22 protein-coding genes are annotated in these 24,160 nt (G+C 60.2%); 17 read left to right on the top strand and 5 right to left on the bottom strand.

Features of this window, described 5'->3' with window-relative positions; translation table 11 throughout:
• Positions 1-88 precede the first annotated feature (88 nt).
• Both AB4N47_RS18080 and purT read left to right on the top strand, forming a co-directional pair.
• Positions 89-556, top strand: a complete 468-nt coding sequence (locus tag AB4N47_RS18080; protein WP_016771544.1) for a VUT family protein — start codon at positions 89-91, stop codon at positions 554-556.
• Between the two features lie 100 nt (positions 557-656).
• The gene (purT, locus tag AB4N47_RS18075) at positions 657-1,838 is read left to right on the top strand and encodes a formate-dependent phosphoribosylglycinamide formyltransferase (RefSeq protein WP_024011715.1); all 1,182 of its coding nucleotides are present in this window, start codon (positions 657-659) and stop codon (positions 1,836-1,838) included.
• 98 nt (positions 1,839-1,936) lie between these two features.
• Here purT and AB4N47_RS18070 read toward each other — a convergent pair whose 3' ends face one another.
• From AB4N47_RS18070 to AB4N47_RS18060, 3 genes are all read right to left on the bottom strand, one after another.
• Positions 1,937-3,253 (bottom strand): MFS transporter, encoded by a 1,317-nt coding sequence (locus AB4N47_RS18070; protein WP_016771542.1) that lies wholly within the window; start codon positions 3,251-3,253, stop codon positions 1,937-1,939.
• Positions 3,254-3,520: 267 nt separating this feature from the next.
• Positions 3,521-4,762: a CNNM domain-containing protein gene (locus AB4N47_RS18065; RefSeq protein ID WP_341639157.1), complete on the bottom strand. Its 1,242-nt coding sequence runs from the start codon at positions 4,760-4,762 to the stop codon at positions 3,521-3,523.
• Between the two features lie 12 nt (positions 4,763-4,774).
• Positions 4,775-5,587: a cytochrome C assembly family protein gene (locus tag AB4N47_RS18060; protein ID WP_016771539.1), complete on the bottom strand. Its 813-nt coding sequence runs from the start codon at positions 5,585-5,587 to the stop codon at positions 4,775-4,777.
• A 210-nt stretch (positions 5,588-5,797) separates the two neighbouring features.
• Between AB4N47_RS18060 and ffh the strand changes: the two genes are divergently transcribed.
• The 5 genes from ffh (at position 5,798) to rplS (ending at position 9,368) form a co-directional block, all read left to right on the top strand.
• Positions 5,798-7,174, top strand: a complete 1,377-nt coding sequence (gene ffh / locus AB4N47_RS18055; protein ID WP_007967791.1) for a signal recognition particle protein — start codon at positions 5,798-5,800, stop codon at positions 7,172-7,174.
• A gap of 249 nt (positions 7,175-7,423) precedes the next feature.
• Complete coding sequence (gene rpsP / locus AB4N47_RS18050) at positions 7,424-7,675, top strand: 30S ribosomal protein S16 (protein WP_003185073.1); 252 nt, start codon at positions 7,424-7,426, stop codon at positions 7,673-7,675.
• Between the two features lie 5 nt (positions 7,676-7,680).
• Entirely contained in the window at positions 7,681-8,217 is a 537-nt protein-coding gene (gene rimM, locus AB4N47_RS18045; protein ID WP_016771538.1) for a ribosome maturation factor RimM, read from the top strand.
• Positions 8,218-8,219: 2 nt separating this feature from the next.
• On the top strand, positions 8,220-8,972 hold the full coding sequence (gene trmD, locus AB4N47_RS18040) for a tRNA (guanosine(37)-N1)-methyltransferase TrmD (protein ID WP_122598058.1): 753 nt from the start codon (positions 8,220-8,222) through the stop codon (positions 8,970-8,972).
• A 45-nt stretch (positions 8,973-9,017) separates the two neighbouring features.
• A complete protein-coding gene (gene rplS / locus AB4N47_RS18035) occupies positions 9,018-9,368 on the top strand; it encodes a 50S ribosomal protein L19 (RefSeq protein ID WP_003175895.1) in 351 nt (116 codons plus the stop codon).
• A gap of 165 nt (positions 9,369-9,533) precedes the next feature.
• Here rplS and AB4N47_RS18030 read toward each other — a convergent pair whose 3' ends face one another.
• On the bottom strand, positions 9,534-11,342 hold the full coding sequence (locus AB4N47_RS18030) for a cation:proton antiporter (RefSeq protein ID WP_341639158.1): 1,809 nt from the start codon (positions 11,340-11,342) through the stop codon (positions 9,534-9,536).
• Between the two features lie 108 nt (positions 11,343-11,450).
• Between AB4N47_RS18030 and xerD the strand changes: the two genes are divergently transcribed.
• From xerD to AB4N47_RS17995, 7 genes are all read left to right on the top strand, one after another.
• Complete coding sequence (gene xerD / locus AB4N47_RS18025) at positions 11,451-12,347, top strand: site-specific tyrosine recombinase XerD (protein ID WP_186569435.1); 897 nt, start codon at positions 11,451-11,453, stop codon at positions 12,345-12,347.
• Between the two features lie 366 nt (positions 12,348-12,713).
• The gene (dsbC, locus tag AB4N47_RS18020; RefSeq protein ID WP_016771534.1) at positions 12,714-13,445 is read left to right on the top strand and encodes a bifunctional protein-disulfide isomerase/oxidoreductase DsbC; all 732 of its coding nucleotides are present in this window, start codon (positions 12,714-12,716) and stop codon (positions 13,443-13,445) included.
• Positions 13,446-13,576: 131 nt separating this feature from the next.
• A complete protein-coding gene (locus AB4N47_RS18015; protein WP_071174489.1) occupies positions 13,577-14,881 on the top strand; it encodes a homoserine dehydrogenase in 1,305 nt (434 codons plus the stop codon).
• Positions 14,882-14,988: 107 nt separating this feature from the next.
• Complete coding sequence (thrC, locus tag AB4N47_RS18010; RefSeq protein WP_024011723.1) at positions 14,989-16,398, top strand: threonine synthase; 1,410 nt, start codon at positions 14,989-14,991, stop codon at positions 16,396-16,398.
• A 120-nt stretch (positions 16,399-16,518) separates the two neighbouring features.
• A complete protein-coding gene (locus AB4N47_RS18005) occupies positions 16,519-17,892 on the top strand; it encodes a transporter substrate-binding domain-containing protein (RefSeq protein ID WP_341639159.1) in 1,374 nt (457 codons plus the stop codon).
• Between the two features lie 117 nt (positions 17,893-18,009).
• Positions 18,010-18,417 (top strand): response regulator, encoded by a 408-nt coding sequence (locus tag AB4N47_RS18000; RefSeq protein ID WP_016771531.1) that lies wholly within the window; start codon positions 18,010-18,012, stop codon positions 18,415-18,417.
• Positions 18,418-18,579: 162 nt separating this feature from the next.
• Positions 18,580-18,861, top strand: coding sequence for a DUF3509 domain-containing protein (locus tag AB4N47_RS17995; protein ID WP_016771530.1), 282 nt, complete (start codon positions 18,580-18,582; stop codon positions 18,859-18,861).
• A gap of 221 nt (positions 18,862-19,082) precedes the next feature.
• On the opposite strand, the gene AB4N47_RS17990 is transcribed toward AB4N47_RS17995, so the two are convergent.
• Positions 19,083-20,282, bottom strand: a complete 1,200-nt coding sequence (locus AB4N47_RS17990) for a CaiB/BaiF CoA transferase family protein (protein ID WP_341639160.1) — start codon at positions 20,280-20,282, stop codon at positions 19,083-19,085.
• Positions 20,283-20,428: 146 nt separating this feature from the next.
• Here AB4N47_RS17990 and AB4N47_RS17985 point away from each other — a divergent pair, with 146 nt between their 5' ends.
• The 3 genes from AB4N47_RS17985 to AB4N47_RS17975 all read left to right on the top strand — a co-directional run bounded on the left by AB4N47_RS17985 (position 20,429) and on the right by AB4N47_RS17975 (position 24,097).
• On the top strand, positions 20,429-20,971 hold the full coding sequence (locus AB4N47_RS17985) for a YaeQ family protein (protein WP_341639161.1): 543 nt from the start codon (positions 20,429-20,431) through the stop codon (positions 20,969-20,971).
• Between the two features lie 54 nt (positions 20,972-21,025).
• Entirely contained in the window at positions 21,026-22,735 is a 1,710-nt protein-coding gene (gene recJ / locus AB4N47_RS17980) for a single-stranded-DNA-specific exonuclease RecJ (protein WP_016771527.1), read from the top strand.
• Positions 22,736-22,990: 255 nt separating this feature from the next.
• Complete coding sequence (locus tag AB4N47_RS17975) at positions 22,991-24,097, top strand: NADH:flavin oxidoreductase/NADH oxidase (RefSeq protein ID WP_130912396.1); 1,107 nt, start codon at positions 22,991-22,993, stop codon at positions 24,095-24,097.
• The last annotated feature ends 63 nt before the right edge of the window (positions 24,098-24,160 follow it).

The following is a 24,160-nucleotide window of genomic DNA, read 5'->3' as shown; positions in this document are numbered from 1 at the left end:
CTCGCGAAGACGTCGGTGCTGTCACCGCACCTATTGGCGCAATACCAGCGCTCAAGTAACCTGTGCGCCACATTTACAGGCCGCCCCCATGATCTTCCTCATCGCCTACATCAGCAGCGTCGTGCTGATCAACTTCGCCTTTTCCACCGCACCGCACCTGGACATCATCTGGTCGGCCTGGGGCGGCCTGGTGTTCGTGCTGCGCGACATGGTGCAAACGCGCTTCGGTCATGGCGCGATCGTGGCGATGCTGGCGGCGCTGGTGCTCTCCTACATCACGTCCGACCCTTCCATCGCGCTGGCCAGCGCCACGGCGTTCGCGGTCTCCGAGTGCATCGACTGGCTGGTGTTCAGCATTACCAAGCGGCCGTTGCGTGATCGACTGTGGATCAGTTCGGCGCTGAGCATTCCACTGGATACCTTCATCTTCTTCGGCATGATCGACGCCTTGACGCCGCCGGTGATCATCACCGCGCTGGCCTCCAAGTTTGCCGGCGTCACCGCGGTCTGGCTGATCATGGCCTGGCGTGATCGCAAACAGGCTGTCGCCAGCTGAAGCCAAACCCTCGGGTTCATGTAAAATGCCGCGCTTTCTCCCCATGGAAAGCGCACCTGCGTGGCTTTCCTCGATGATCCGCTTCCTTTGAGGACCTGAGATGACCCGTATCGGAACTCCATTGTCGCCAACCGCGACCCGCGTATTGCTGTGTGGCTGTGGTGAGTTGGGCAAGGAAGTGGTAATCGAACTGCAGCGCCTGGGCGTTGAAGTGATTGCCGTCGACCGCTACGCCAACGCGCCGGCCATGCAAGTCGCCCATCGCAGCCACGTGATCAACATGCTCGACGGCGCTGCTCTGCGTGCAGTGATCGAAGCCGAGAAGCCGCACTTCATCGTGCCGGAAATCGAAGCCATCGCTACCGCCACGCTGGTCGAGCTGGAAGCCGAAGGCTTCACTGTGATCCCGACCGCGCGTGCGGCACAGCTGACCATGAACCGCGAAGGCATCCGTCGTCTGGCTGCCGAAGAGCTGGACCTGCCGACCTCGCCGTACCACTTCGCCGACACCTTCGAGGACTACAGCAAAGCCGTTCAGGACCTGGGTTTCCCTTGCGTGGTCAAGCCAGTGATGAGTTCGTCGGGCAAGGGCCAGAGCCTGCTGCGCAGCGCCGATGACGTACAGAAAGCCTGGGATTACGCGCAAGAGGGCGGACGCGCCGGCAAAGGTCGGGTGATCATCGAAGGCTTCATCGACTTTGACTACGAAATCACCCTGCTGACCGTGCGCCACATTGGCGGCACCACGTTCTGCGCACCGGTCGGTCACCGTCAGGAGAAGGGCGACTATCAGGAATCCTGGCAGCCGCAGGCCATGAGCCCGATTGCTCTGGCTGAATCCGAGCGCGTTGCCAAAGCAGTCACTGAAGCGCTGGGTGGCCGTGGTCTGTTCGGCGTCGAGCTGTTCATCAAAGGCGATCAGGTGTGGTTCAGCGAAGTCTCGCCACGGCCGCATGACACCGGGCTGGTGACGCTGATTTCTCAGGACCTGTCGCAGTTTGCCTTGCATGCCCGCGCCATTCTCGGCCTGCCGGTACCACTGATCCGTCAGTTCGGCCCATCGGCGTCGGCCGTGATTCTGGTGGAAGGCCAGTCGACCCAGACTGCATTCGCCAATCTGGGCGCTGCGTTGAGCGAGCCGGACACCGCGCTGCGTCTGTTCGGCAAGCCGGAAGTGAACGGTCAGCGCCGCATGGGCGTGGCGCTGGCCCGTGATGAGTCGATCGAGGCCGCACGCGCCAAAGCGACCCGTGCGTCGCAGGCGGTTGTTGTCGAGCTGTAAACCGGGTCGCGGCAGCTATTCGCGAGCAGGCTCGCTCCCACATTTGGAATGCATTTCCCTGTGGGAGCGAGCCTGCTCGCGAAGCTTTTGATCTTCTGTCAGGCAACCTGATTCAGATCGTTATTGCGCGTCTCCTTCAAGCACAGCACCGCAATCAGACTCAACACCGCCGCCGCCGACACATACCCGCCGACATAGCTCAACCCGCCCATCGCCACCAGTTTCTGCGCAAAGAACGGCGCCGCCGAGGCCCCGACGATGCCGCCCAGGTTGTACGCCGCTGAAGCACCGGTATAACGCACGTGGGTCGGAAACAGCTCAGGCAACAGCGCGCCCATCGGTGCGAATGTCACGCCCATCAAAAACAACTCGATGCACAGAAACAGCGCCACGCCCCAGGTCGAGCCCTGCGTCAGCAATGGCTCCATGAGAAATCCGGACAGAATCGCCAGCACGCCACCGATGATCAGCACCGGTTTGCGCCCGTAACGGTCGCTGGCCCAGGCCGACAAAGGCGTCGCGGCGGCCATGAACAACACGGCAAAGCACAGCAGGCCAAGGAAAGTCTCGCGGCTGTAACCCAGCGTCGATACGCCATAGCTCAGGGAAAACACCGTCGAGATATAGAACAGTGCATAGCAGACCACCATCGCCGCCGCCCCGAGCAGGGTCGGCGCCCAGTATTGGCTGAACAACTCGACCAGCGGCACTTTGACCCGCTCCTGACGGGCGATCGCATTGGCGAACACTGGCGTTTCATGCAATTTCAGGCGCACATACAGGCCGACCATCACCAACGCCGCGCTGAGCAGGAATGGAATGCGCCAGCCCCAACTGCGGAACTGTTCGTCATCCAAGGTCATGGCCAAGGTCAGGAACAGGCCGTTGGCCGCAAGAAAACCAATCGATGGCCCGAGCTGCGGGAACATGCCGAACCACGCGCGTTTGCCCTTCGGCGCGTTTTCCGTGGCCAGCAGCGCCGCACCGCCCCATTCGCCGCCAAGGCCCAGGCCCTGACCGAAACGCAGCACGCACAGCAGAATCGGCGCCCAGGCACCAATGCTGTCGTAGCCCGGCAACACGCCAATCAAGGTGGTGCACACGCCCATCAACAGCAGCGAGGCGACCAGCGTCGATTTACGACCGATACGGTCGCCGAAGTGGCCAAACAGTGCCGAACCCAGTGGTCGGGCGAGGAAGGCAATGCCGAAAGTGAGAAAAGCGGAAAGCATCTGCGCCGTGCCGGAGGTCTGCGGAAAGAACACCGGCCCGATCACCAGCGCCGCAGCAGTGGCATAAACGTAGAAGTCGTAGAACTCGATAGCGGTGCCGATGAAGCTTGCCGTGGCCACGCGGGTGGCGGAATTGGTCGGCTGGGCAGGCGCGGTTTCGCTGTAAGCGGTATGGGTCGTCATGCGGTGATCCCTGACAGTCATGAGCTCCAGTGGAGCGAATTATTATGGTCGAACACCCAGGGATGTGGGGTAGGGCGCGAGCGCTGTTTCGAGTAGGAGCAGTCGTCGGTTTGCAGCGGAAACAGTCAGGATCCGGGCAGTGCCGGGTAGGCACAGGGATCGACGGCGCTTGGGTAAGCGCCTTGATTATAGGAAGGGGGCTAACGATCAAACAAGCGCAAAAGATCGCAGGGTAGGAGCTGCCGAAGGCTGCGATCTTTTGATCTTTTATCTGGCGGGCACCAAAGCAGGAGCAGAAGAGGTATGCCAGATCAACACCTTGCTCACCCGGTTCTCCTCGGTCTCGAGGATTTCCAGTCGATAACGCCCGATCTTCAGGCACACCGCGCTTTCCGGAATGGTTTCCAGCGCTTCGGTGACCAGGCCGTTGAGCGTCTTCGGCCCGTCGCTCGGCAGGTGCCAGCCCAGGCACTTGTTCAGGTCGCGGATCGATGCGGCGCCATCGATCACCATACGCCCGTCGGCCTGGGGATGGATGTGCGGGTTGTCGAGGCTGTGCTCGCTTTCGAATTCGCCGACGATCTCTTCGAGAATGTCTTCAAGGGTGACGATGCCCAGCACTTCGCCGTATTCATCGACGACCATGCCGAGGCGGCGTTGCTGCTTGTGGAAATTCAGCAGTTGCAGTTGCAGCGGCGTGCTTTCCGGGACGAAGTAGGGCTCGTAGCTGGCGGCCAGCAGTGCCTCGCGGGTCAATCCACCGTTGCTTAGCAAATGGCCGATCTGGCGGGTGTTGAGCACCGCTTCGACCTGATTGATGTCACTGTGAAACACCGGCAGACGCGTGCGCTTGTTCTCGCGCAGTTGCTCGATGATCTCTTCGATCGAATCGTCGAGGTTGATGCCGTCGACGTCACTGCGCGGCACCAGAATGTCGTTGACCGTGATGTTGTCCAGCGCATGAATGCCCGACACCGGGTGGGTGCGGACCGGATGGTCGTGATCCTCATCATGATCGGCCGGCAACTCGTCGTCGCTCTGTTGCACCACCTGCGCCTTGCGCGTGAACGGGGTCATCAACAAAGCGCTGACCCGGCTGAACAGCCACGCGAACGGGTAGACGATTTTCATCGGCACGGTCAGCAGGGCATTGCCGAACGCCAGCACGGCATCCGGATAGCGCCGGGCCACGGTGCGCGGGAAATAATCGGCGAACACCAGCAGGATGCCACCGGCGCTAAGGCAGGCCGCCCACGGGCCGTTTTCTTCGCAGAGAAAAATCGCCAGCAGCGTCGCGATGATCACCGCGAGAGCGCGGCACAGGGTGTTGCAGAGGATCAGGCTGTCGAGCGGGAAGCTCAGCTTCGCCAGCGGTTTATCGCTGGCGCGCGAGGCGATACGTTGCGCGAGCAGGTGCTGCTGCGCGATTTCGACGGCGGTAAACAGCCCTGACCATAAAATCAGCAGGACAAATACCGCGAGCATCGGCCCTATGGGCAAACCGTCCATTTATGCCGCCCGTCAGATGTGCAGAATGTATTCACGAACCAGTTTGCTGCCGAAGTACGCCAGCATCAGCAGGCAGAAACCGGCGAGGGTCCAGCGAATCGCCTTGTGGCCACGCCAGCCCAGACGGTTGCGGCCCCACAACAGCACGCTGAAGACGATCCATGCCAGGCAGGCCAGCAGGGTCTTGTGCACCAAGTGCTGAGCGAACAGGTTCTCGACGAACAGCCAGCCGGAAATCAGCGACAGCGACAGTAGCGTCCAGCCGGCCCAGAGAAAGCCGAACAGCAGGCTTTCCATGGTTTGCAGGGGCGGGAAGTTCTTGATCAGCCCGGACGGGTGCTTGTGCTTGAGCTGATGGTCCTGAACCAGCAGCAGCAACGCCTGGAACACGGCGATGGTGAACATGCCGTAGGCGAGGATCGACAATAGAATGTGCGCGAGGATGCCCGGCTCTTCATCGATGATCTGCACCGTGCCGGTCGGCGCGAACTGCGCCAGCAATACCGTGATCGCACCCAGCGGGAACAGCAGCACCAGCAGGTTTTCCACCGGGATCCGCGAGCAGGCGAGCAAGGTCAGGGCAATCACCGCCGCGGCGATAAGGCTGGACGCGCTGAAGAAGTCCAGGCCGAGGCCGATCGGGGTCAATAGATGCGTGAGCAGGCTGGCGCCGTGGGCGAGCACGGCGAAGACGCCGAGGCTGACCAGCAGGCGCTTGTTCGCCTTGGCGCCGGTGGCCAGGCGGGTACTTTGATAGACGGTCGCAGCGGCATAGAGCAGGGCGGCGGCGAGGGTGGTCAGCAAACTGGGTGACAAGGGGAGCATAAATCCTGTTAGGCGAGCCCGAAAGGCGCTGAGTTTGGCATAGAACCGCCACGGCACGAAAGACTCCGCAAGCTGACGGCGAGGTGTCCGCCGGCCGCAGTCTTCGCTATAATCCGCGACCTGCCCACGCCGCAGGCTCGCCGAGCACATGTTGATTCCGGTCTGGGCCGCCATTATCCCGGTTCGTACAGGGCCTGAAAGGATCGCGCAATGTTTGAAAACTTAACCGACCGTCTCTCGCAGACGCTGCGCCATGTCACCGGCAAGGCCAAGCTGACCGAGGACAATATCAAAGACACCCTGCGTGAAGTGCGCATGGCGTTGCTCGAAGCTGACGTCGCATTGCCGGTGGTCAAGGACTTCGTCAATTCGGTCAAGGAGCGCGCTGTCGGCACCGAGGTGTCGCGCAGCCTGACGCCGGGCCAGGCATTCGTGAAGATCGTCCAGGCCGAACTCGAAAGCCTGATGGGCGCGGCCAACGAAGACCTCAACCTGAGCGCCGTTCCGCCAGCCGTGATTCTGATGGCCGGTCTGCAGGGCGCGGGTAAAACCACCACCGCCGGCAAACTGGCGCGCTTTCTTAAAGAGCGCAAGAAGAAGTCGGTCATGGTCGTGTCTGCGGACATTTACCGTCCGGCCGCGATCAAGCAGTTGGAAACCTTGGCCAACGACATCGGCGTGACGTTCTTCCCGTCCGACCTGAGCCAGAAGCCGGTCGACATCGCCAATGCGGCTATTAAAGAAGCCAAACTGAAATTCATCGACGTGGTTATCGTCGACACCGCCGGTCGTCTGCACATCGACGAAGAGATGATGGGCGAGATCAAGGCGCTGCACGCCGCGATCAACCCGGTCGAAACCCTGTTCGTGGTCGACGCCATGACCGGTCAGGACGCCGCGAACACGGCCAAGGCGTTCGGCGATGCGCTGCCGCTGACCGGTGTGATCCTGACCAAGGTCGACGGCGACGCCCGTGGCGGTGCCGCGCTGTCGGTGCGCGCCATCACCGGCAAGCCGATCAAGTTCATCGGTATGGGCGAGAAGAGCGAAGCGCTCGATCCGTTCCACCCTGAGCGTATCGCCTCGCGAATCCTCGGCATGGGCGACGTGCTCAGCCTGATCGAGCAGGCCGAAGCGACGCTGGACAAGGACAAGGCCGACAAACTGGCCAAGAAGCTGAAGAAGGGCAAGGGCTTCGACCTCGAAGACTTCCGCGATCAGCTGCAACAGATGAAGAACATGGGCGGCCTCGGCGGGCTCATGGACAAACTGCCGAGCATCGGCGGCGTCAACCTGTCGCAGATGGGCAATGCCCAGAACGCCGCAGAGAAGCAGTTCAAGCAGATGGAAGCCATCATCAATTCCATGACCCCGGCCGAGCGCCGCGACCCTGAGCTGATCAGCGGTTCGCGCAAGCGCCGGATCGCCATGGGTTCCGGCACGCAGGTGCAGGACATCGGTCGCTTGATCAAGCAGCACAAGCAGATGCAGAAGATGATGAAGAAATTCACCGCCAAGGGCGGTATGGCAAAAATGATGCGCGGCATGGGCGGTATGTTGCCCGGCGGCGGCATGCCGAAAATGTAAAGACTTCGCCGGTCGTCGCACCGGCGCAGACCCTGCAAGGACGCAGGATCAACAGCAAACCCGCACTCGGCGGGAGCTGACTGGCCGTTTTTATCGACGGCTCTCTATGCAAATCTGCACGGCATGCCATGGGCGCCGGAAAAAGTCATTTGCAAAAGTCCGGATATTCCTTAGAATATGCGGCCTTTCGGGCACCCATGCCCGCTGTGCATTTAGATTTGCAGCACCGACTACAGGAACGATGTTCACATGCTAACAATCCGTCTTGCCCTTGGCGGCTCCAAAAAGCGCCCGTTTTACCACCTGACCGTAACCGACTCGCGTAACCCGCGTGACGGCTCCCACAAAGAACAGGTTGGTTTCTTCAACCCTGTTGCCCGTGGTCAGGAAATCCGTCTGTCCGTGAACCAAGAGCGCGTTGCCTACTGGCTGAGCGTTGGTGCACAACCTTCTGAGCGCGTTGCTCAGTTGTTGAAGGAATCTGCCAAGGCTGCGGCCTGAGCAATATGAACGCGACGCCAGCCCCTGCCGATGATTTGATCGTTATTGGCAAAATTTATTCTGTTCATGGCGTTCGCGGCGAAGTGAAGGTTTATTCCTTTACTGATCCGACTGAAAACCTGTTGCAGTACAAAACCTGGACGCTCAAGCGCGAAGGCAATGTTAAGCAGGTCGAGCTGGTCAGTGGACGCGGGAGCGACAAGTTCCTGGTCGCCAAGCTCAAGGGTCTCGATGATCGTGAAGAAGCTCGTCTTCTGGCCGGTTATGAGATCTGCGTGCCGCGCAACCTGTTCGCTGAATTGACCGAAGGCGAGTACTACTGGTACCAGCTGGAAGGTCTGAAGGTCATCGACACCCTTGGGCAACTGCTCGGGAAAATCGATCATCTTCTGGAAACCGGCGCCAATGATGTAATGGTCGTCAAGCCTTGCGCTGGCAGCCTGGATGATCGCGAACGCCTGTTGCCCTATACGGAGCAATGCGTGTTGGCCGTCGACCTGGAAGCGGGCGAGATGAAGGTGGATTGGGACGCGGACTTCTGAACGTGGCTAACTTGCGCGTAGAAGTGATCAGTTTGTTTCCCGAGATGTTTTCCGCCATTGGCGATTACGGCATCACCAGTCGTGCGGTCAAACAGGGGCTCTTGCAGCTGACCTGTTGGAATCCGCGAGATTACACGACGGATCGGCATCACACTGTGGACGATCGCCCGTTTGGCGGTGGTCCGGGCATGGTGATGAAGATCAAGCCCCTGGAAGATGCACTGGCTCAGGCCAAGGCAGCAGCCGGGGAGGCGGCGAAGGTGATTTACCTGTCCCCCCAAGGCCGTCAACTGACTCAGTCGGCGGTACGCGAGCTGGCACAATCGGATGCATTGATCCTGATTGCCGGCCGCTACGAAGGCATTGACGAGCGCTTTATTGAGGCTCATGTCGATGAAGAGTGGTCGATTGGCGACTATGTACTGTCTGGCGGCGAGCTGCCGGCCATGGTCCTGATCGATGCGGTTACACGACTGCTGCCTGGAGCTTTAGGGCATGCGGATTCCGCTGAGGAAGATTCCTTTACGGATGGTCTGCTGGATTGCCCGCACTACACCCGACCGGAGGTGTATGCGGATCAGCGTGTTCCCGACGTGTTGCTGAGTGGCAATCACGCGCATATCCGGCGTTGGCGTTTACAGCAGTCCCTTGGTCGGACCTTTGAACGACGCGCCGATCTTCTGGAAAGCCGCTCGCTTTCTGGAGAAGAGAAGAAGCTGCTCGAGGAATACATCCGCGAGCGGGACGATAGTTAACAACGTATCGATGGTAGATCGAACGATTTACCTTAGGAGCACAGCATGACCAACAAAATCATCCTTGCACTCGAAGCAGAGCAGATGACCAAAGAAATCCCTACCTTCGCCCCAGGCGACACTATTGTCGTTCAGGTGAAAGTGAAGGAAGGCGATCGTTCCCGTCTGCAAGCGTTCGAAGGCGTTGTAATCGCCAAGCGTAACCGCGGCGTGAACAGTGCGTTCACCGTTCGTAAAATCTCCAACGGTGTTGGCGTAGAACGTACTTTCCAGACCTACTCCCCGCAGATCGACAGCATGGCTGTCAAACGTCGCGGTGACGTACGTAAAGCCAAGCTGTACTACCTGCGCGACCTGTCGGGTAAAGCAGCACGCATCAAGGAAAAACTGGCTTAAGCCCAGCTTCCGATGCAGAAAAAAGCAGCCTACGGGCTGCTTTTTTGTTGCCTGCGATTTGCGCTGCAAAGATCTTCTGTCCCTGACCGAGTCGCGGCCTTCGCGAGCAGGCTCGCTCCCACAGGAATTCAAATGTGGGAGCGAGCCTGCTCGCGAATCGATCCGTCAGGCGCCGGAACCTTGCGGTTGAATCAACGCCAGCAACGTCCACCCAGCCCCCGGCTTCAACGCCGTTTCCGGTGTCACCACATGCACCCAGCCGCTGTCATCACGCATGAACAGCAGCGTCGCGCGATTGCCGTGCAGCGCTTGGTAATCCTCCCAGCCAAACCCATCCGTCAAGGTTGTGCTGTACAGCTCGGCACCCTGGCCCATCTGGCCGGCCAGTTTCGAATAGGTCAGTGCCTCACTGCCCAATTGGTTGCCTCGGTGTTCCAGGCTCGCCCGATGTTTATCGCTGCGGCGGCTTTCATGGCCGCTGGCCAGACCGAACAGGCGCTGATGACCGAAGTCATGACGAAAGCGCATCGCCGCCAGTGTGTTCAGCTCGCCCGACGGTGACAGCGCCAGCAAATGCCCCAACCCCACCAGATCCAGATGCGCGTCGGCATGCTGCGACGCCGGGTTGCCGAAATAGGTCGGCAAGCCTTCCATACGTGCCGCGCGGATATTCTCCCAGCTCGAATCGGTCAGCAGTACGCGACTGCCCAGTTGCTGCAGCGACTTGCCCAATTCACGGGCCGGGCCATTGGCTCCAACGATCAGAAAACCGCTCGGCGCCGGTTCGGCGACCTTTAACAGCCGTGCCAGCGGTCGCGCCGTTGCGCTTTGCAAAACCACGGTGCCGATGATTACCGCAAAGGTCAGCGGCACCAGGAGCAGGGCGCCTTCATGTCCGGATTCATCCAGGCGAATCGCGAAAATCGCCGAGACAGCCGCAGCGACGATCCCCCGCGGCGCGATCCAGCACAGCAACGCCCGTTCACGCCAGCTGAGACTGGAACCGGCGGTGCTGAGCAAAACATTCAATGGGCGAGCGATCAGCTGGATCACCAACAGCAGAATCAACACCAGCGGTCCCAGACCAAGCAAAGCGTTCAGGTCCAGGCGCGCCGCGAGCAGGATGAACAGTCCGGAAATCAGCAATACACTGAGGTTTTCCTTGAAGTGCAGGATGTGCCGCACGTCCACGCCTTTCATGTTGGCCAGCCACATGCCCATCAGCGTCACCGCCAGCAGGCCGGACTCATGCATCACCTGGTTGGCACCGATGAAGATCGCCAGCACCGCTGCCAGCGAGGCCAGATTGTGCAGGTATTCCGGCAGCCACTGACGCCGGATCACCGTCCCCAGCAGCCAACCCCCGACGACACCAAACACGGTGCCGCAGAGAATCACCCCGCCGAAGGTGAAGAGGCTTTGCTTGAGGCCATGGCCTTCAGCGCTGGCGATGATGAAGCTGTACACCACGACGGCGAGCAGAGCGCCGATCGGATCGATGACGATGCCTTCCCAGCGCAGGATGTTGGCGATCGAGGCCTTCGGCCGCACCACCCGCAGCATCGGCACGATCACGGTCGGACCGGTGACCAGCGTCAGGCTGCCAAACAGAATCGCCAGCATCCAGTCGAAACCGAGCAGAAAGTGCGTGGCAACCGCGATGACGATCCAGGTCGAGATCGCACCGAGGGTCACCAGGCGATGGACGACGCTGCCAATTTCTTTCCATTCCGACAGGTGCAGGGTCAGGCTGCCCTCGAACAGGATCAGCGCCACCGCCAGCGACACCAGTGGCATCAGCAGCGGGCCGAACATTTCCTGCGGGTCGAGCCAACCCAGCACCGGGCCGGCCAGAATGCCGGTCAGCAGCAAAAAAAGAATGGCTGGCAGCTTCAGGCGCCATGCCAGCCACTGACAACCCAGCGCCGCCGCGCCGATCCCGCCAAATGCCAAGAGAATTTGCTGCTCGTTCATTGATGCTCCCTGTTCCTTGATCTGGCTGGCTATGAAAGACTAGCGGCCATTCCCGTCGTTCACTGTCTATTTGCGCGCAGTGTTAAAAACCGCCTGCCCCGAGCACCCATGCCTGCCATCGACCATCCGCTGATTGATCAATTTCTCGACGCTTTATGGCTGGAGAAAGGCCTGTCCGACAACACCCGCGACGCCTATCGCAGCGACCTCGCGCTGTTCAACGGCTGGTTGCAGGAGAAAAATCTCGAGCTGATCAATGCCGGCCGCGAGTTGATCCTCGATCACCTGGCGTGGCGGCTGGAGCAAAACTACAAGCCGCGCTCGACGGCGAGATTTCTCTCCGGGGTGCGTGGCTTTTATCGCTATCTGCTGCGGGAAAAACTGATCAGCGTCGACCCGACGTTGCGCGTCGACATGCCGCAACTGGGTCGGCCGTTGCCCAAGTCGCTGTCGGAAGCCGATGTCGAAGCACTGCTCAAGGCACCGGACCTGAGTGAAGCCATCGGCCAGCGTGACCGCGCGATGCTGGAAGTGCTGTATGCCTGCGGCCTGCGCGTGACCGAACTGATCAGCTTGACGCTGGAGCAGGTCAACCTGCGCCAGGGCGTATTGCGGGTGATGGGCAAGGGCAGCAAGGAGCGTCTGGTGCCGATGGGCGAGGAGGCGATTGTCTGGGTCGAGCGCTATATGCGTGATGGTCGTGGCGAGTTGCTCGGTGGCCGCCCCAGCGATGTGCTGTTCCCCAGTCAGCGCGGCGAGCAGATGACCCGGCAGACGTTCTGGCATCGGATCAAGCATCAGGCCAAGGTCGCCGGGATCGGCAAGTCGCTGTCGCCGCACACCTTGCGCCACGCGTTTGCCACGCACCTGCTCAACCACGGCGCGGACTTGCGCGTGGTGCAGATGCTGCTCGGCCACAGCGACCTGTCTACGACGCAGATCTATACCCATGTCGCCCGCGCCCGCTTGCAGGACTTGCACGCGAAGCACCACCCACGCGGCTGACACATCCCATAATGTTGAAACACTGACCTCTGGCGAGGGGATTTATCCCCGTTCGGCTGCGCAGCAGTCGCAAACCCGGCTGGCTCGATTTTGACTGAAAGATCGCGGTGGATGGTTCAGGGCTGCTTCGCAACCCAGCGGGGATAAATCCCCTCGCCACAATAATGTGTGTCAGCCACATGTGGTTGTGGGTCAGCTGTACAAGCATGAAGATGTGTCAGTTGCACATGAGTGTGTGGCGACAGGCGCATTCGGCCCTCGTGACCTTATGTGTTAGGCTTTGCCGGTTTGCACGATGGACGGTTATGACCCGGTGTTTCGCACGGGCGTTCTGACCGTTTCATTGGCCCGCCCTCAGGAGTACTCATGCGTCTGACCCAGATTTTCGCCGCCGCCGCCATTGCGTTGGTGAGCACCTTTGCCGTCGCCGACGACGCGGCTGACAAAGCCATTCGTCAAAGCCTGGAAAAACTCGAACTCGAGGTTCCGGTCGAGAGCATCAGTGCCAGCCCGTTGCCTGGCATGTACGAAGTCAAACTCAAAGGCAGCCGCGTGCTGTATGCCAGCGCCGATGGCCAGTATATCGTGCAGGGCAACCTGTATCAGCTCGCGAATGGCAAACCGGTCAACCTGACCGAGAAGACCGAACGCCTGGGCATTTCCAAACTGATCAATGCCATCCCGGTGGCCGAAACCGTGGTCTACCCGGCCGTGGGCGAGACCAAGTCGCACATCACCGTGTTCACCGACACCACCTGTCCGTACTGCCACAAACTGCATGCCGAAGTGCCCGAGCTGAACAAGCGCGGCATTGAAGTGCGCTACGTGGCGTTTCCGCGCCAGGGCCTGAATTCGCCGGGTGACGAGCAGCTGCAAGCAGTGTGGTGCTCGAAAGACAAGAAAGCCGCCATGGACAAAATGGTCGATGGCAAGGAAATCAAGGCCGCCAAGTGCGATAACCCGGTTTCCAAGCAATTCGCCCTCGGTCAGTCGATCGGCGTGAACGGTACACCGGCCATCGTTTTGGCCGACGGCCAGGTCATTCCGGGCTACCAGCCGGCGCCACAAGTCGCCAAACTGGCGCTGGGCGCGAAGTAATTCGCATCGTCACGGGCAACCGTTGACGATCGTGGTCCGGCAGCAGCAGCGCCGGGCCATCAACAGAGAGCCGCGAGCACGCGGTTGTTTTCCGGCCGACCCTGTGTCGGCCGTTTCATGGGGAGTTCACAGTGAATCCGGTCAAAGTAGGCATCTGTGGGTTAGGGACCGTCGGTGGCGGTACCTTCAACGTACTTCAGCGCAACGCCGAGGAAATTGCTCGTCGTGCCGGGCGTGGAATCGAAGTGGCACAAATTGCCACGCGCACGCCAAAGCCTCAGTTCCAGACGACCGGTATTGCGATTACCAACGATGTCTTCGAAGTGGCCACGAACCCTGAGATCGACATCGTCATAGAGCTGATGGGCGGCTACACCGTTGCCCGCGAGCTGGTACTCAAGGCCATCGAGAATGGCAAGCATGTGGTCACCGCGAACAAGGCGCTGATAGCCGTTCACGGTAATGAGATTTTTGCCAAGGCACGCGAGAAAGGCGTGATCGTGGCGTTCGAAGCAGCGGTGGCCGGTGGCATTCCGGTAATCAAGGCGATCCGCGAAGGCCTGTCCGCCAACCGCATCAACTGGGTTGCCGGGATCATCAACGGCACCGGCAACTTCATCCTCACCGAAATGCGTGAGAAGGGCCGTACTTTCGAAGACGTGCTCGCCGAAGCGCAAGCGCTGGGTTACGCCGAAGCCGACCCGACCTTCGACGTCGAAGGCATCGATGCCGCGCACAAGCTGACCATTCTGGCGTCGATTGCCTTCGGCATTCCGCTGCAATTCGACAAGGCTTACACCGAAGGCATCACCAAACTGACCACTGCCGACGTCAACTACGCCGAAGCGCTGGGCTATCGCATCAAGCACCTCGGCGTGGCGCGCAGCACTGACGCCGGCATCGAGTTGCGCGTGCACCCGACGCTGATCCCGGCCGATCGCCTGATCGCCAACGTCAACGGCGTGATGAACGCAGTGATGGTCAACGGCGACGCCGCCGGTTCGACGCTGTTCTATGGTGCCGGCGCTGGCATGGAGCCGACCGCCTCCTCGGTGATCGCCGACCTGGTCGACGTGGTTCGCGCGATGACTTCCGACCCGGAAAACCGTGTGCCGCACCTGGCCTTCCAGCCGGACTCGCTGTCGGCGCATCCGATCCTGCCGATCGAAGCGTGCGAAAGCGCTTACTACCTGCGCATTCACGCCAAGGATCATCCGGGCGTACTGGCGCAGGTGGCGAGCATCCTGTCGGAGCGCGGCATCAATATCGAATCGATCATGCAGAAGGAAGTCGAAGAGCATGACGGCCTGGTGCCGATGATCCTGCTGACCCACCGCGTGATCGAGCAGCGCATCAACGATGCGATCACCGCGCTGGAAGCACTGGCTGGCGTTGACGGCCCGGTTGTACGGATCCGTGTCGAACATTTGAACTAAAAAGCAGCGGCAAGCTTCGAGCGGCAAGTGGCAAGAGAGAAGCAGTCTGGCTTTTACTTGCGACTTGCAGCTTGCAGCTTGCAGCTCAAACCGAAGGTTTGAAAAAAATGCGATATATCAGTACTCGCGGGCAGGCCCCGGCCCTGAATTTCGAAGAGGTCCTGCTGGCCGGTCTGGCGACCGATGGCGGTCTGTACGTCCCGGAAAACCTGCCACGTTTCACTCAGGAAGAAATCGCTTCCTGGGCCGGCCTGCCGTATCACGAACTGGCCTTCCGGGTGATGCGTCCGTTCGTCACCGGCAGCATTCCGGATGCCGATTTCAAGAAGATTCTCGAAGAAACCTACGGCGTGTTCGCCCACAGCGCCGTGGCGCCACTGCGTCAGTTGAACGGTAATGAATGGGTGCTTGAGCTGTTCCACGGCCCGACCCTGGCGTTCAAGGACTTCGCCCTGCAACTGCTCGGTCGCCTGCTCGATTACGTGCTGGAAAAGCGCGGCGAGCGCGTGGTGATTGTCGGTGCCACCTCGGGTGACACCGGTTCTGCGGCCATTGAAGGCTGCAAGCACTGCGAAAACGTCGACATCTTCATCCTGCATCCGCATCAGCGTGTATCGGAAGTGCAGCGTCGGCAGATGACAACGATCTTCGGCGAGAACATCCACAACATCGCCATCGAAGGCAACTTCGATGACTGCCAGGAAATGGTCAAGAACAGCTTCGCCGACCAGAGCTTCCTCAAAGGCACGCGTCTGGTGGCGGTGAACTCGATCAACTGGGCGCGGATCATGGCCCAGATCGTTTACTACTTTCATGCGTCCCTGCAGTTGGGCGGTCCGGCGCGTTCGGTGTCGTTCTCGGTACCGACCGGCAACTTCGGCGACATCTTCGCCGGTTACCTGGCGCGCAACATGGGCCTGCCGATCAACCAGTTGATCGTCGCGACCAACCGCAACGACATCCTGCACCGCTTCATGAGCGGCAACCAGTACGTCAAGGAAACCCTGCACGCAACGCTGTCGCCGTCGATGGACATCATGGTGTCCTCGAACTTCGAGCGCCTGCTGTTCGACCTGCACGGGCGTAACGGTGCGGCGATTGCCGGCCTGATGGACTCGTTCAAAAAGGACGGCAGTTTCAGCGTCGAGCAGGAACGCTGGACCGAAGCACGCAAGCTGTTCGATTCGCTGGCGGTGGACGATGCGCAGACCTGCGAAACCATCGCCGACGTCTACGAGCAAACCGGTGAGGTGCTCGACCCGCACACTGCCATCGGTGTGAAAGCCGCGCGCGAATGCCGTCGCAGCCTGGATATCCCGATGGTCATTCTGGGTACTGCCCATCCGGTCAAGTTTCCTGAGGCAGTGGAGAAAGCGGGTGTAGGAAAAGCGCTCGAACTACCTGCACATCTTTCTGATTTGTTTGAGCGAAACGAGCGCTGCACGGTTCTGCCAAACGACCTGAAAGCCGTGCAAGCCTTTGTCAGCCAGCATGGCAACCGCGGCAAGCCGCTCTAAGCCAGTAAAAGCTGTCACATTTTGAAGCCCGTCTCCTGACGGGCTTTTTTGTTTCTGCTGCCACACTGCTCGGGTTTTCACCCACGAAGGACGGGTGAGTCGATCACGAAGGAAATGGCAATGCTGTTTTACAGAGGTTTGAAACCGGCACTGGGCTGGTTGTTTTTGTTGGCGGTGCTGGGGTGGACACACAGCGGCGTGGCAGCGCAAATGGCACTCGATCAGGCCAATGCGTCAGCCAGTGTCCAGGCTATCGAGCTGGATGCGCACGAGCAACAATGGATACGTGACAACCCCAGAGTGACGGTGGCATCGGTGCAATATCCGTTGTACCTGTTTCAGGACGAACATGGCCAGTGGAGCGGTCTGAACAACGATGTGCTCAAGCGCGTCAGCGCAATGACCGGCCTGCAATTCGAGCACCAGGAATCGTTCTCTACCGACCATATGCTCGATCGCCTGCAAAGCGGGGTCGCGGACATCAGTACGACCTTGGCCATGAGTGATGATCGCAAGGCGTTTCTCGATTTCAGTCATGCTTTTGGAGGGGCAGGCTGGGTTTTTGTCGGACATGCCAATACCCCGCGGGTGGAGTCTTTCGAGCAACTGGCCAAGCGCGTTCTGGTGCTGCCCGCCCGTCATGCCCTGGAGGATGCGATTCGGCGCGACTATCCGTCGATTGAAATACGCTCGGTGAAAACCTACGCCGAAGCGCGGGCTCTGGTCGAGAGCAGTGAAGCCTACGCAACCATCGAAAACGAAATCGGCGCGCAGCTCTATCCGTTGGGCATGCTCAAGGTCGGTGCCCTGGTAGAGGGCAAGTGGGAAGCCGATCATCTGGCTGTACGAAAAGGCATGCCGCAACTACTGAGTATTCTCAACAAGGCGCTGGAAGCGTTTCCTGCGGCGGAGTTGCGGGCGATGCGTCTCAAGTGGCTGGCAGGCGTTTCGCCGCCGCCCGTGCCCTCCGTCTGGGAACGGCTGGTCGAGTGGGCATGTTGGGCGATGGGGGTAATCGGCGTTTTCGGAATGCTGTCGCTGGTGTGGAACAGGCGTCTGGCAGCCGTAATCAAGCTGCGCTGCGCAGCGGAAAAGGAGCTGGGTGATCAACTGGCCTTTCAGCACGCCCTGATCGATTCGATGCCGGATCCGGTGTTTGTCCGTGATCTGCACGGGCGCTTGATCATCTGCAATCGCAGTTACGAGGAAGCACTGTCGGTGCGCCTGGACCAGATGCAGGGTCGCCTGCTGATCGAAGTCGATGCGTTTCCAGAAGCCACTGCGCGGATGCTGCACGACGAATTCATCGCCCAGTTGCAGACCCGCAAGTCGCGCTTCAGCAAACGGCAGCTGCTGTTCAAGGGCGGGTCTCGCGAGGTGTATCAGTGGACCGTGCCGTTTTACAGCGGTGACGGTAAATTGCGCGGCCTGTTGGGTGGCTGGACCGACATCACTCAGCGCAGGACCGAGAGCGGGTGTCGCTGTCTGCAGTAAAGAAGGGAAATGTCCTGCAAGACGCGGCTACTTTTCTGATGGGAGGCTTAAGACGCCTGCCCTAGAGTGAACGACAACTGCGGTGAGAGTCCGCGATGATCGCTCCAGAGGTCGCCCATGCGCTCGCTTAAAGTCCTGATTCTTGAACCCAACCCGTTCCAGCTGATGGCATTGCATCAAATGCTCAATGCCATCGGCATCTACGATGTATTGACCGCGCCTTCGCTGGCGTCAGCCTTGAGTTCACTGGGACATCGCGGCGCGGTCGATATCGCCATTTGCGATCCGCAGCTCAAAGGTGGCGATGGGCTGGCTTTGATTCATCACCTGGCGGCGCACCATGAGGCGCGTGCCCTGATTCTGCTGGGCTCGGTCGCGCAGAGTTTGATGAGTGATCTGGAGCCGCTGCTCCGCCAGCAACGCCTGCGCCTGCTGGGACGGCTGCAAACGCCGGTTTCGGCGGTGTTGATGAGAGGTCTGCTGGACAGTTATCTGATCACCCCGCAGGAGCTCATCGAGGCCTGAAACCGGCGAATATTTTTCTGTCATCTTCGCGGTGCATGCTCTGTCAGACGCGGACCCGCAAGGTCGGGACGCGACAGGCAGAACTTTCTTCTCGGGCCGGTGGTCATTTAATGTGAACACGCCCCAGGCACTGTGTTTTCGGACTATTGAGTGGAGATCGAGATGGAAAGTATCAGTCTATTGCTCGGTGAGGCTCTGAGCCCGTATCAGGTGACGCTGACCCCTCGCGGCAGCCATGGTGAATGTCTGGTGACGCTGAAGAACAGCAGCGGCGCCATTGTGGTGGAACGCGAATTCAATCAGGCCCAGTTGAGCGACAAGCGCTTGCTGACCGACGTGGTGGACGGCCTGCACCGTGACGTGATGATCGCCGAAGGGCGGCTGGAACCCTGCGTCATTGCGGCGTTGCGCAATGCAGCTCTGGACAAGCGTCCGGCCCTGTAAAGATGAAATATTTTTTGTGGGAACCTTCCTGCATCCCTGTCAGTCAGAGCCCATAACAGCAGGATCAAGCATTGTGCTCCGGTGCTTGTCGCTTGCTGCTACGGGTCTCGAAGCAGACCCCGTTTAACCCCGAGTCGTCTCCCCACTTCTCGGGGTTTCTTTTGCCCGGCGTTTGCGCAATGCGCGGCTATTGCTCGAAAAAGCCAAGCGCCCGGCGCTGCTCAGATGGCCCCGTCTTCACGCAGCCGAGCCATTTGCGCCGCGTCGTAGCCCAGATCGCCAAGCACCTGCGCATTGTGTTCGCCCAACTGCGGCCCGACCCATTCGGATGAACCTGGGGTTTCGGAAAGTTTCGGCACGATGCCGGGCATCTTGAAGTCCTTGCCGTCCGGCAGCTTGGCATGCAGGAACATCTCGCGCGCCAGATATTGCGGATCGTTGAACATGTCCTCGGCGCTGAAGATCCGGCTGACGGGTACGTCGGCCTGATTGAGCAAGTCGAGAACAGTCTGCAGTGGTAAGGAATTGACCCAGCGATCAATCACGCCATACAACTCGTCCCGGCGACTGTCACGCCCGTCGTTACTGGCCAGCTGCGGGTCGTTGGCAAGATCTTCGCGGCCAATCACGAGCATGAAGCGTTTGAAGATTGCATCACCGTTGGCACCGATCTGCACATGCTTGCCGTCGGCGCTGGTGTGGATCGAAGAGGGCGTGATGCCCGGCATGATGTTGCCGCTGCGCTCGCGGATGAAACCGAACACGTCGAACTCCGGCACCATGCTTTCCATCATCGCGAAGATAGCTTCATACAGCGCAACGTCGACCACTTGGCCCAGTCCGCCGTTGAGCTCGCGATGACGCAGTGCCATCAACGCACCGATCACGCCCCACAGCGCGGCAATCGAATCACCGATGGAAATCCCGGTGCGCACCGGCGGCCGATCTTCGAAACCGGTGATATAACGCAAACCGCCCATGGATTCGCCGACCGCACCGAAACCTGGCTGGTCCTTCATCGGCCCGGTCTGACCGAAACCGGACAGGCGCACCATCACCAGTTTCGGATTCAGTGCGTGCAGGGTTTCCCAGCTCAGGCCGAGTTTTTCCAGGACGCCGGGGCGGAAGTTCTCGATAAGGATGTCGGCCTCGCCCAGCAGCTGTTTCAGGATCGCCAGACCGTCCGGGTGTTTCAGATTGAGGGTCAGCGACTTCTTGTTGCGCGCCTGGACGAACCACCACAACGAGGTGCCTTCGTACAATTTGCGCCACTTGCGCAGGGGATCGCCGCCGTCCGGCGACTCGATCTTGATCACCTCGGCGCCGAATTCGCCGCAAATGCGCGAGGCAAAAGGCCCGGCGATCAGCGTACCCAATTCAATGACTTTCAGACCCGAGAGCGGTTTGCTGGTGAACGGCATGCGAAATCCTGTAGGACAAGGCTGAACGGATACAGGGTTTTAACATAGCCGGCTGTCAGACGCCGCAGCTGGATTGCCATCAATTCGATGATTGCCTGTGGCATCGGTTAGACTTGCCGACTTTCCTCGTATCAAGAAGCCCGTTCATGGCCCAGCCGTCCACTACCTACAAATTCGAACTGAACCTCACCGACCTCGACCGCAGCGTCTACGAGAGCGTCAAGCAGACCATCGCCCGTCATCCTTCGGAGACCGAAGAACGCATGACTGTGCGGCTGCTGGCCTACGCGCTCTGGTACAACGAGCAGCTGTCGTTCGGCCGTGGTCTGTCAGACGTGGATGAACCGGCCTTGTGGGAAAAGAGCCTGGACGACCGTGTCCTGCACTGGATCGAAGTTGGCCAGCCGGATGCCGATCGCCTGACCTGGTGCTCGCGCCGCACCGAACGCACCAGCCTGCTGGCCTACGGCAGCCTGCGTGTGTGGGAAACCAAGGTGATCCCGGCGATCAAGAACCTGAAAAACGTCAACATCGCAGCCGTTCCGCAGGAAATGCTGGAGACCCTGGCCAAGGACATGCCGCGTGTCATCAAATGGGACGTGATGATCAGCGAAGGCACAATCTTCGTCACCGACGACCGCGGTCAGCACGAAGTCCAGTTGCAATGGCTGCAAGGTGAGCGCGGCTGAGGTCGCGACACCGCTGATATTTCCCACGAATCAAAGAGAAGCCTCCTTCGCCCCATGCGTATCGAACCTCGTCAACTGCCTGCCACGCTGCCTTTCCTTGGTGATCTGCCGCCACTGCTGACCCGCCTGTACGCGGCGCGGGGCGTGCAATCGGAAGCGGAGCTGGACAAAAGTCTGGCGCGCTTGATCCCGTTCCAGCAGCTCAAAGGCATTGATGCGGCGGTCGACCTGCTGGTGACGGCATTGGAGCAACGCCAGCGCATTCTGATCGTCGGCGACTTCGATGCGGACGGCGCCACCGCCAGCACTGTCGGTGTGCTCGGCCTGCGCCTGCTGGGCGCGGCGCATGTCGATTATCTGGTGCCGAACCGTTTCGAATACGGCTATGGCCTGACGCCGGAAATCGTCGAAGTCGCGCTGACCCGTGAACCGCAACTATTGATCACCGTCGATAACGGCATCTCCAGCGTCGAAGGCGTCGCGGCGGCCAAGCGCGCCGGACTGAAGGTGTTGATCACCGACCACCACTTGCCCGGCGATGAACTGCCGCAGGCTGATGCGCTGGTCAATCCGAATCAGCCAGGCTGCGAGTTTCCGAGCAAAGCGCTGGCTGGCGTCGGGGTGATTTTTTATGTGTTGATGGCCTTGCGCGCACGCCTGCGCAGCCTTGGCTGGTACGAGAGCAAACCGCAACCGAACATCGGCGAACTGCTCGATCTCGTGGCGCTGGGCAGCGTCGCCGACGTGGTGCCGCTGGATGCCAACAACCGCATTCTTGTGCATCAAGGGCTGGAGCGGATTCGTGCCGGCCGGGCGCGGCCAGGGATCAAGGCGATCCTCGAAGTCGCCAAGCGAGAGGCTGCGCGGATCACTTCCACCGACCTGGGTTTTATTGTCGGCCCGCGCCTGAACGCCGCCGGGCGTCTGGACGACATGAGCCTGGGCATCGAATGCCTGCTCACCGCCGACGCCAATCTGGCGCGGGAAATGGCTGCGCAACTGGACGGCATGAACCAGGATCGCAAATCCATCGAGCAGGGCATGCAGCGAGAAGCGCTGGCGCAGCTCAAGGATCTGCCGGTCGAGTCGATGCCGTTCGGTCTGTGCCTGTTCGATCCGGAGTGGCATCAGGGTGTGATCGGCATCCTCGCCTCGCGGATGAAAGAGCGCTATTTCCGCCCGACCATTGCTTTCGCCGATGCCGGTGATGGTCTGCTCAAGGGCTCCGGTCGCTCGGTGCAGGGTTTCCATATTCGCGATGCGCTGAGCGTGGTCGCGGCGCAGCATCCGAACCTGATCGCCAAGTACGGTGGCCACGCGATGGCCGCTGGTCTGACCTTGCCGCAGGAGAATTTTCCGCTGTTCGCCGAGGCATTCGACGCTGAAGTACGTAGGCAACTTCGCGAAGAAGACCTCACTGGGCGGATGCTTTCAGATGGCACGCTGGCCGTTGAAGAGTTTCATCTCGAACTGGCTCGCGCCTTGCGCCACGCCGGGCCATGGGGGCAGCATTTTCCGGAGCCGCTGTTCCATGGCGTGTTTCAGTTGGTCGAGCAGCGCGTGGTTGGCGAACGGCATTTGAAAGTGGTGCTGAAAAGCGAATGCGGTTCGGTGAAGCTCGATGGCATCGCGTTTGGCATTGACCGCGATGTGTGGCCGAACCCGACGATTCAATGGGTTGAACTGGCTTACAAGCTCGACGTCAACGAGTTTCGTGGCAACGAGACTGTGCAACTGATGATTGCTCATATCGAACCGCGCTGAAGATCAGAAGATCGCAGCCTTCGGCAGCTCCTACAGGGGATCGCATTCCTCTGTTGGAGCTGCCGAAGGCTGCGATCTTTTCTGGAACCCCCCAAGATCCCCCGTTGTCGACTAGGCTCTAAGCACTGCTTGATTGGCCTTGTGACGTCTTGTCGAATTTTTGCCCGCGGGGGCGGGTGCTGCACCCTTTTTCTGTCACTCGTCGACTTTTCAAACAGAACCCTGGAGCCTGCCCACTGATTCGAGAGGTGCCCCATGAGTCTGCTGCTTGAACCCTTTACCCTGCGCCAACTGACCCTGCCCAACCGCATCGCCGTGTCGCCGATGTGCCAGTACTCCAGCGTCGACGGCCTGGCCAACGACTGGCATCTGGTGCACTTGGGCAGCCGCGCGGTGGGCGGTGCCGGACTGGTGTTTACCGAAGCCACGGCGGTTACCGCCGACGGGCGCATCACCGCCGAAGACCTTGGCCTGTGGAACGACGAACAGATCGCACCGCTGCAACGCATTACTCGCTTCATCACCGCCCAGGGCGCGGTCGCCGGCATTCAGCTGGCCCACGCCGGGCGCAAGGCCAGCACCCACCGGCCGTGGATCGGCAAGCATGGCAGTGTCAAACCCGAGGATGGCGGCTGGACCCCGGTCGGGCCATCGCCGATTGCTTTCGATCCGCAGCACACGCAACCGAAACAGCTCGATGAAGGGCAGATTGCCGACGTGATTCAGGCGTTCGTCGACGCGGCCAAACGCGCGCTGACGGCGGGGTTCAGCGTGGTTGAAGTGCATGCCGCGCACGGTTATCTGCTGCATCAGTTTCTTTCGCCGCTGAGCAACCAGCGTCGCGATCAGTACGGTGGTTCGTTCGAGAATCGTATCCGTCTGGTGCTGCAAGTCACTGAAGCGGTGAGGGCGGTATGGCCGGAGGAATTGCCGGTGTTTGTCCGCGTCTCGGCGACTGATTGGGTCGAAGACGGCTGGAACCCGGACGAAACCGTGGAACTGGCGCGTCGCCTTCACACGCTGGGCGCCGATCTCATTGACGTGTCTTCAGGAGGGACAGCTGCAAACGCGGAAATTCCGGTCGGACCCGGATATCAAACGCGCTTTGCCGAGCGGGTACGCAAAGAGTCAGGCATCGCCACCGGTACTGTCGGAATGATTACCGAGCCTGCCCAGGCCGAGCACATTCTGCGCACCTGTCAGGCCGATATCATTTTCCTCGCCCGAGAGCTGCTGCGCGATCCGTACTGGCCGCTGCATGCCGACGATGATCTGGGCGGGCGCAAAGCAGTGTGGCCGGCGCAGTATCAGCGCGCGACCCATCGGGATCAGCCCATTCATGAGTCGGATTTGCGTGATTGATTGAAGGCTGGAAAGCAAAAGCCCCGAACCAGTGATGGTCGGGGCTTTTCTATTCGGCAGAAG

The organism is Pseudomonas sp. S3_G06, from assembly GCF_054667565.1.
This window is presented reverse-complemented; position numbering and strand designations above follow the sequence as displayed.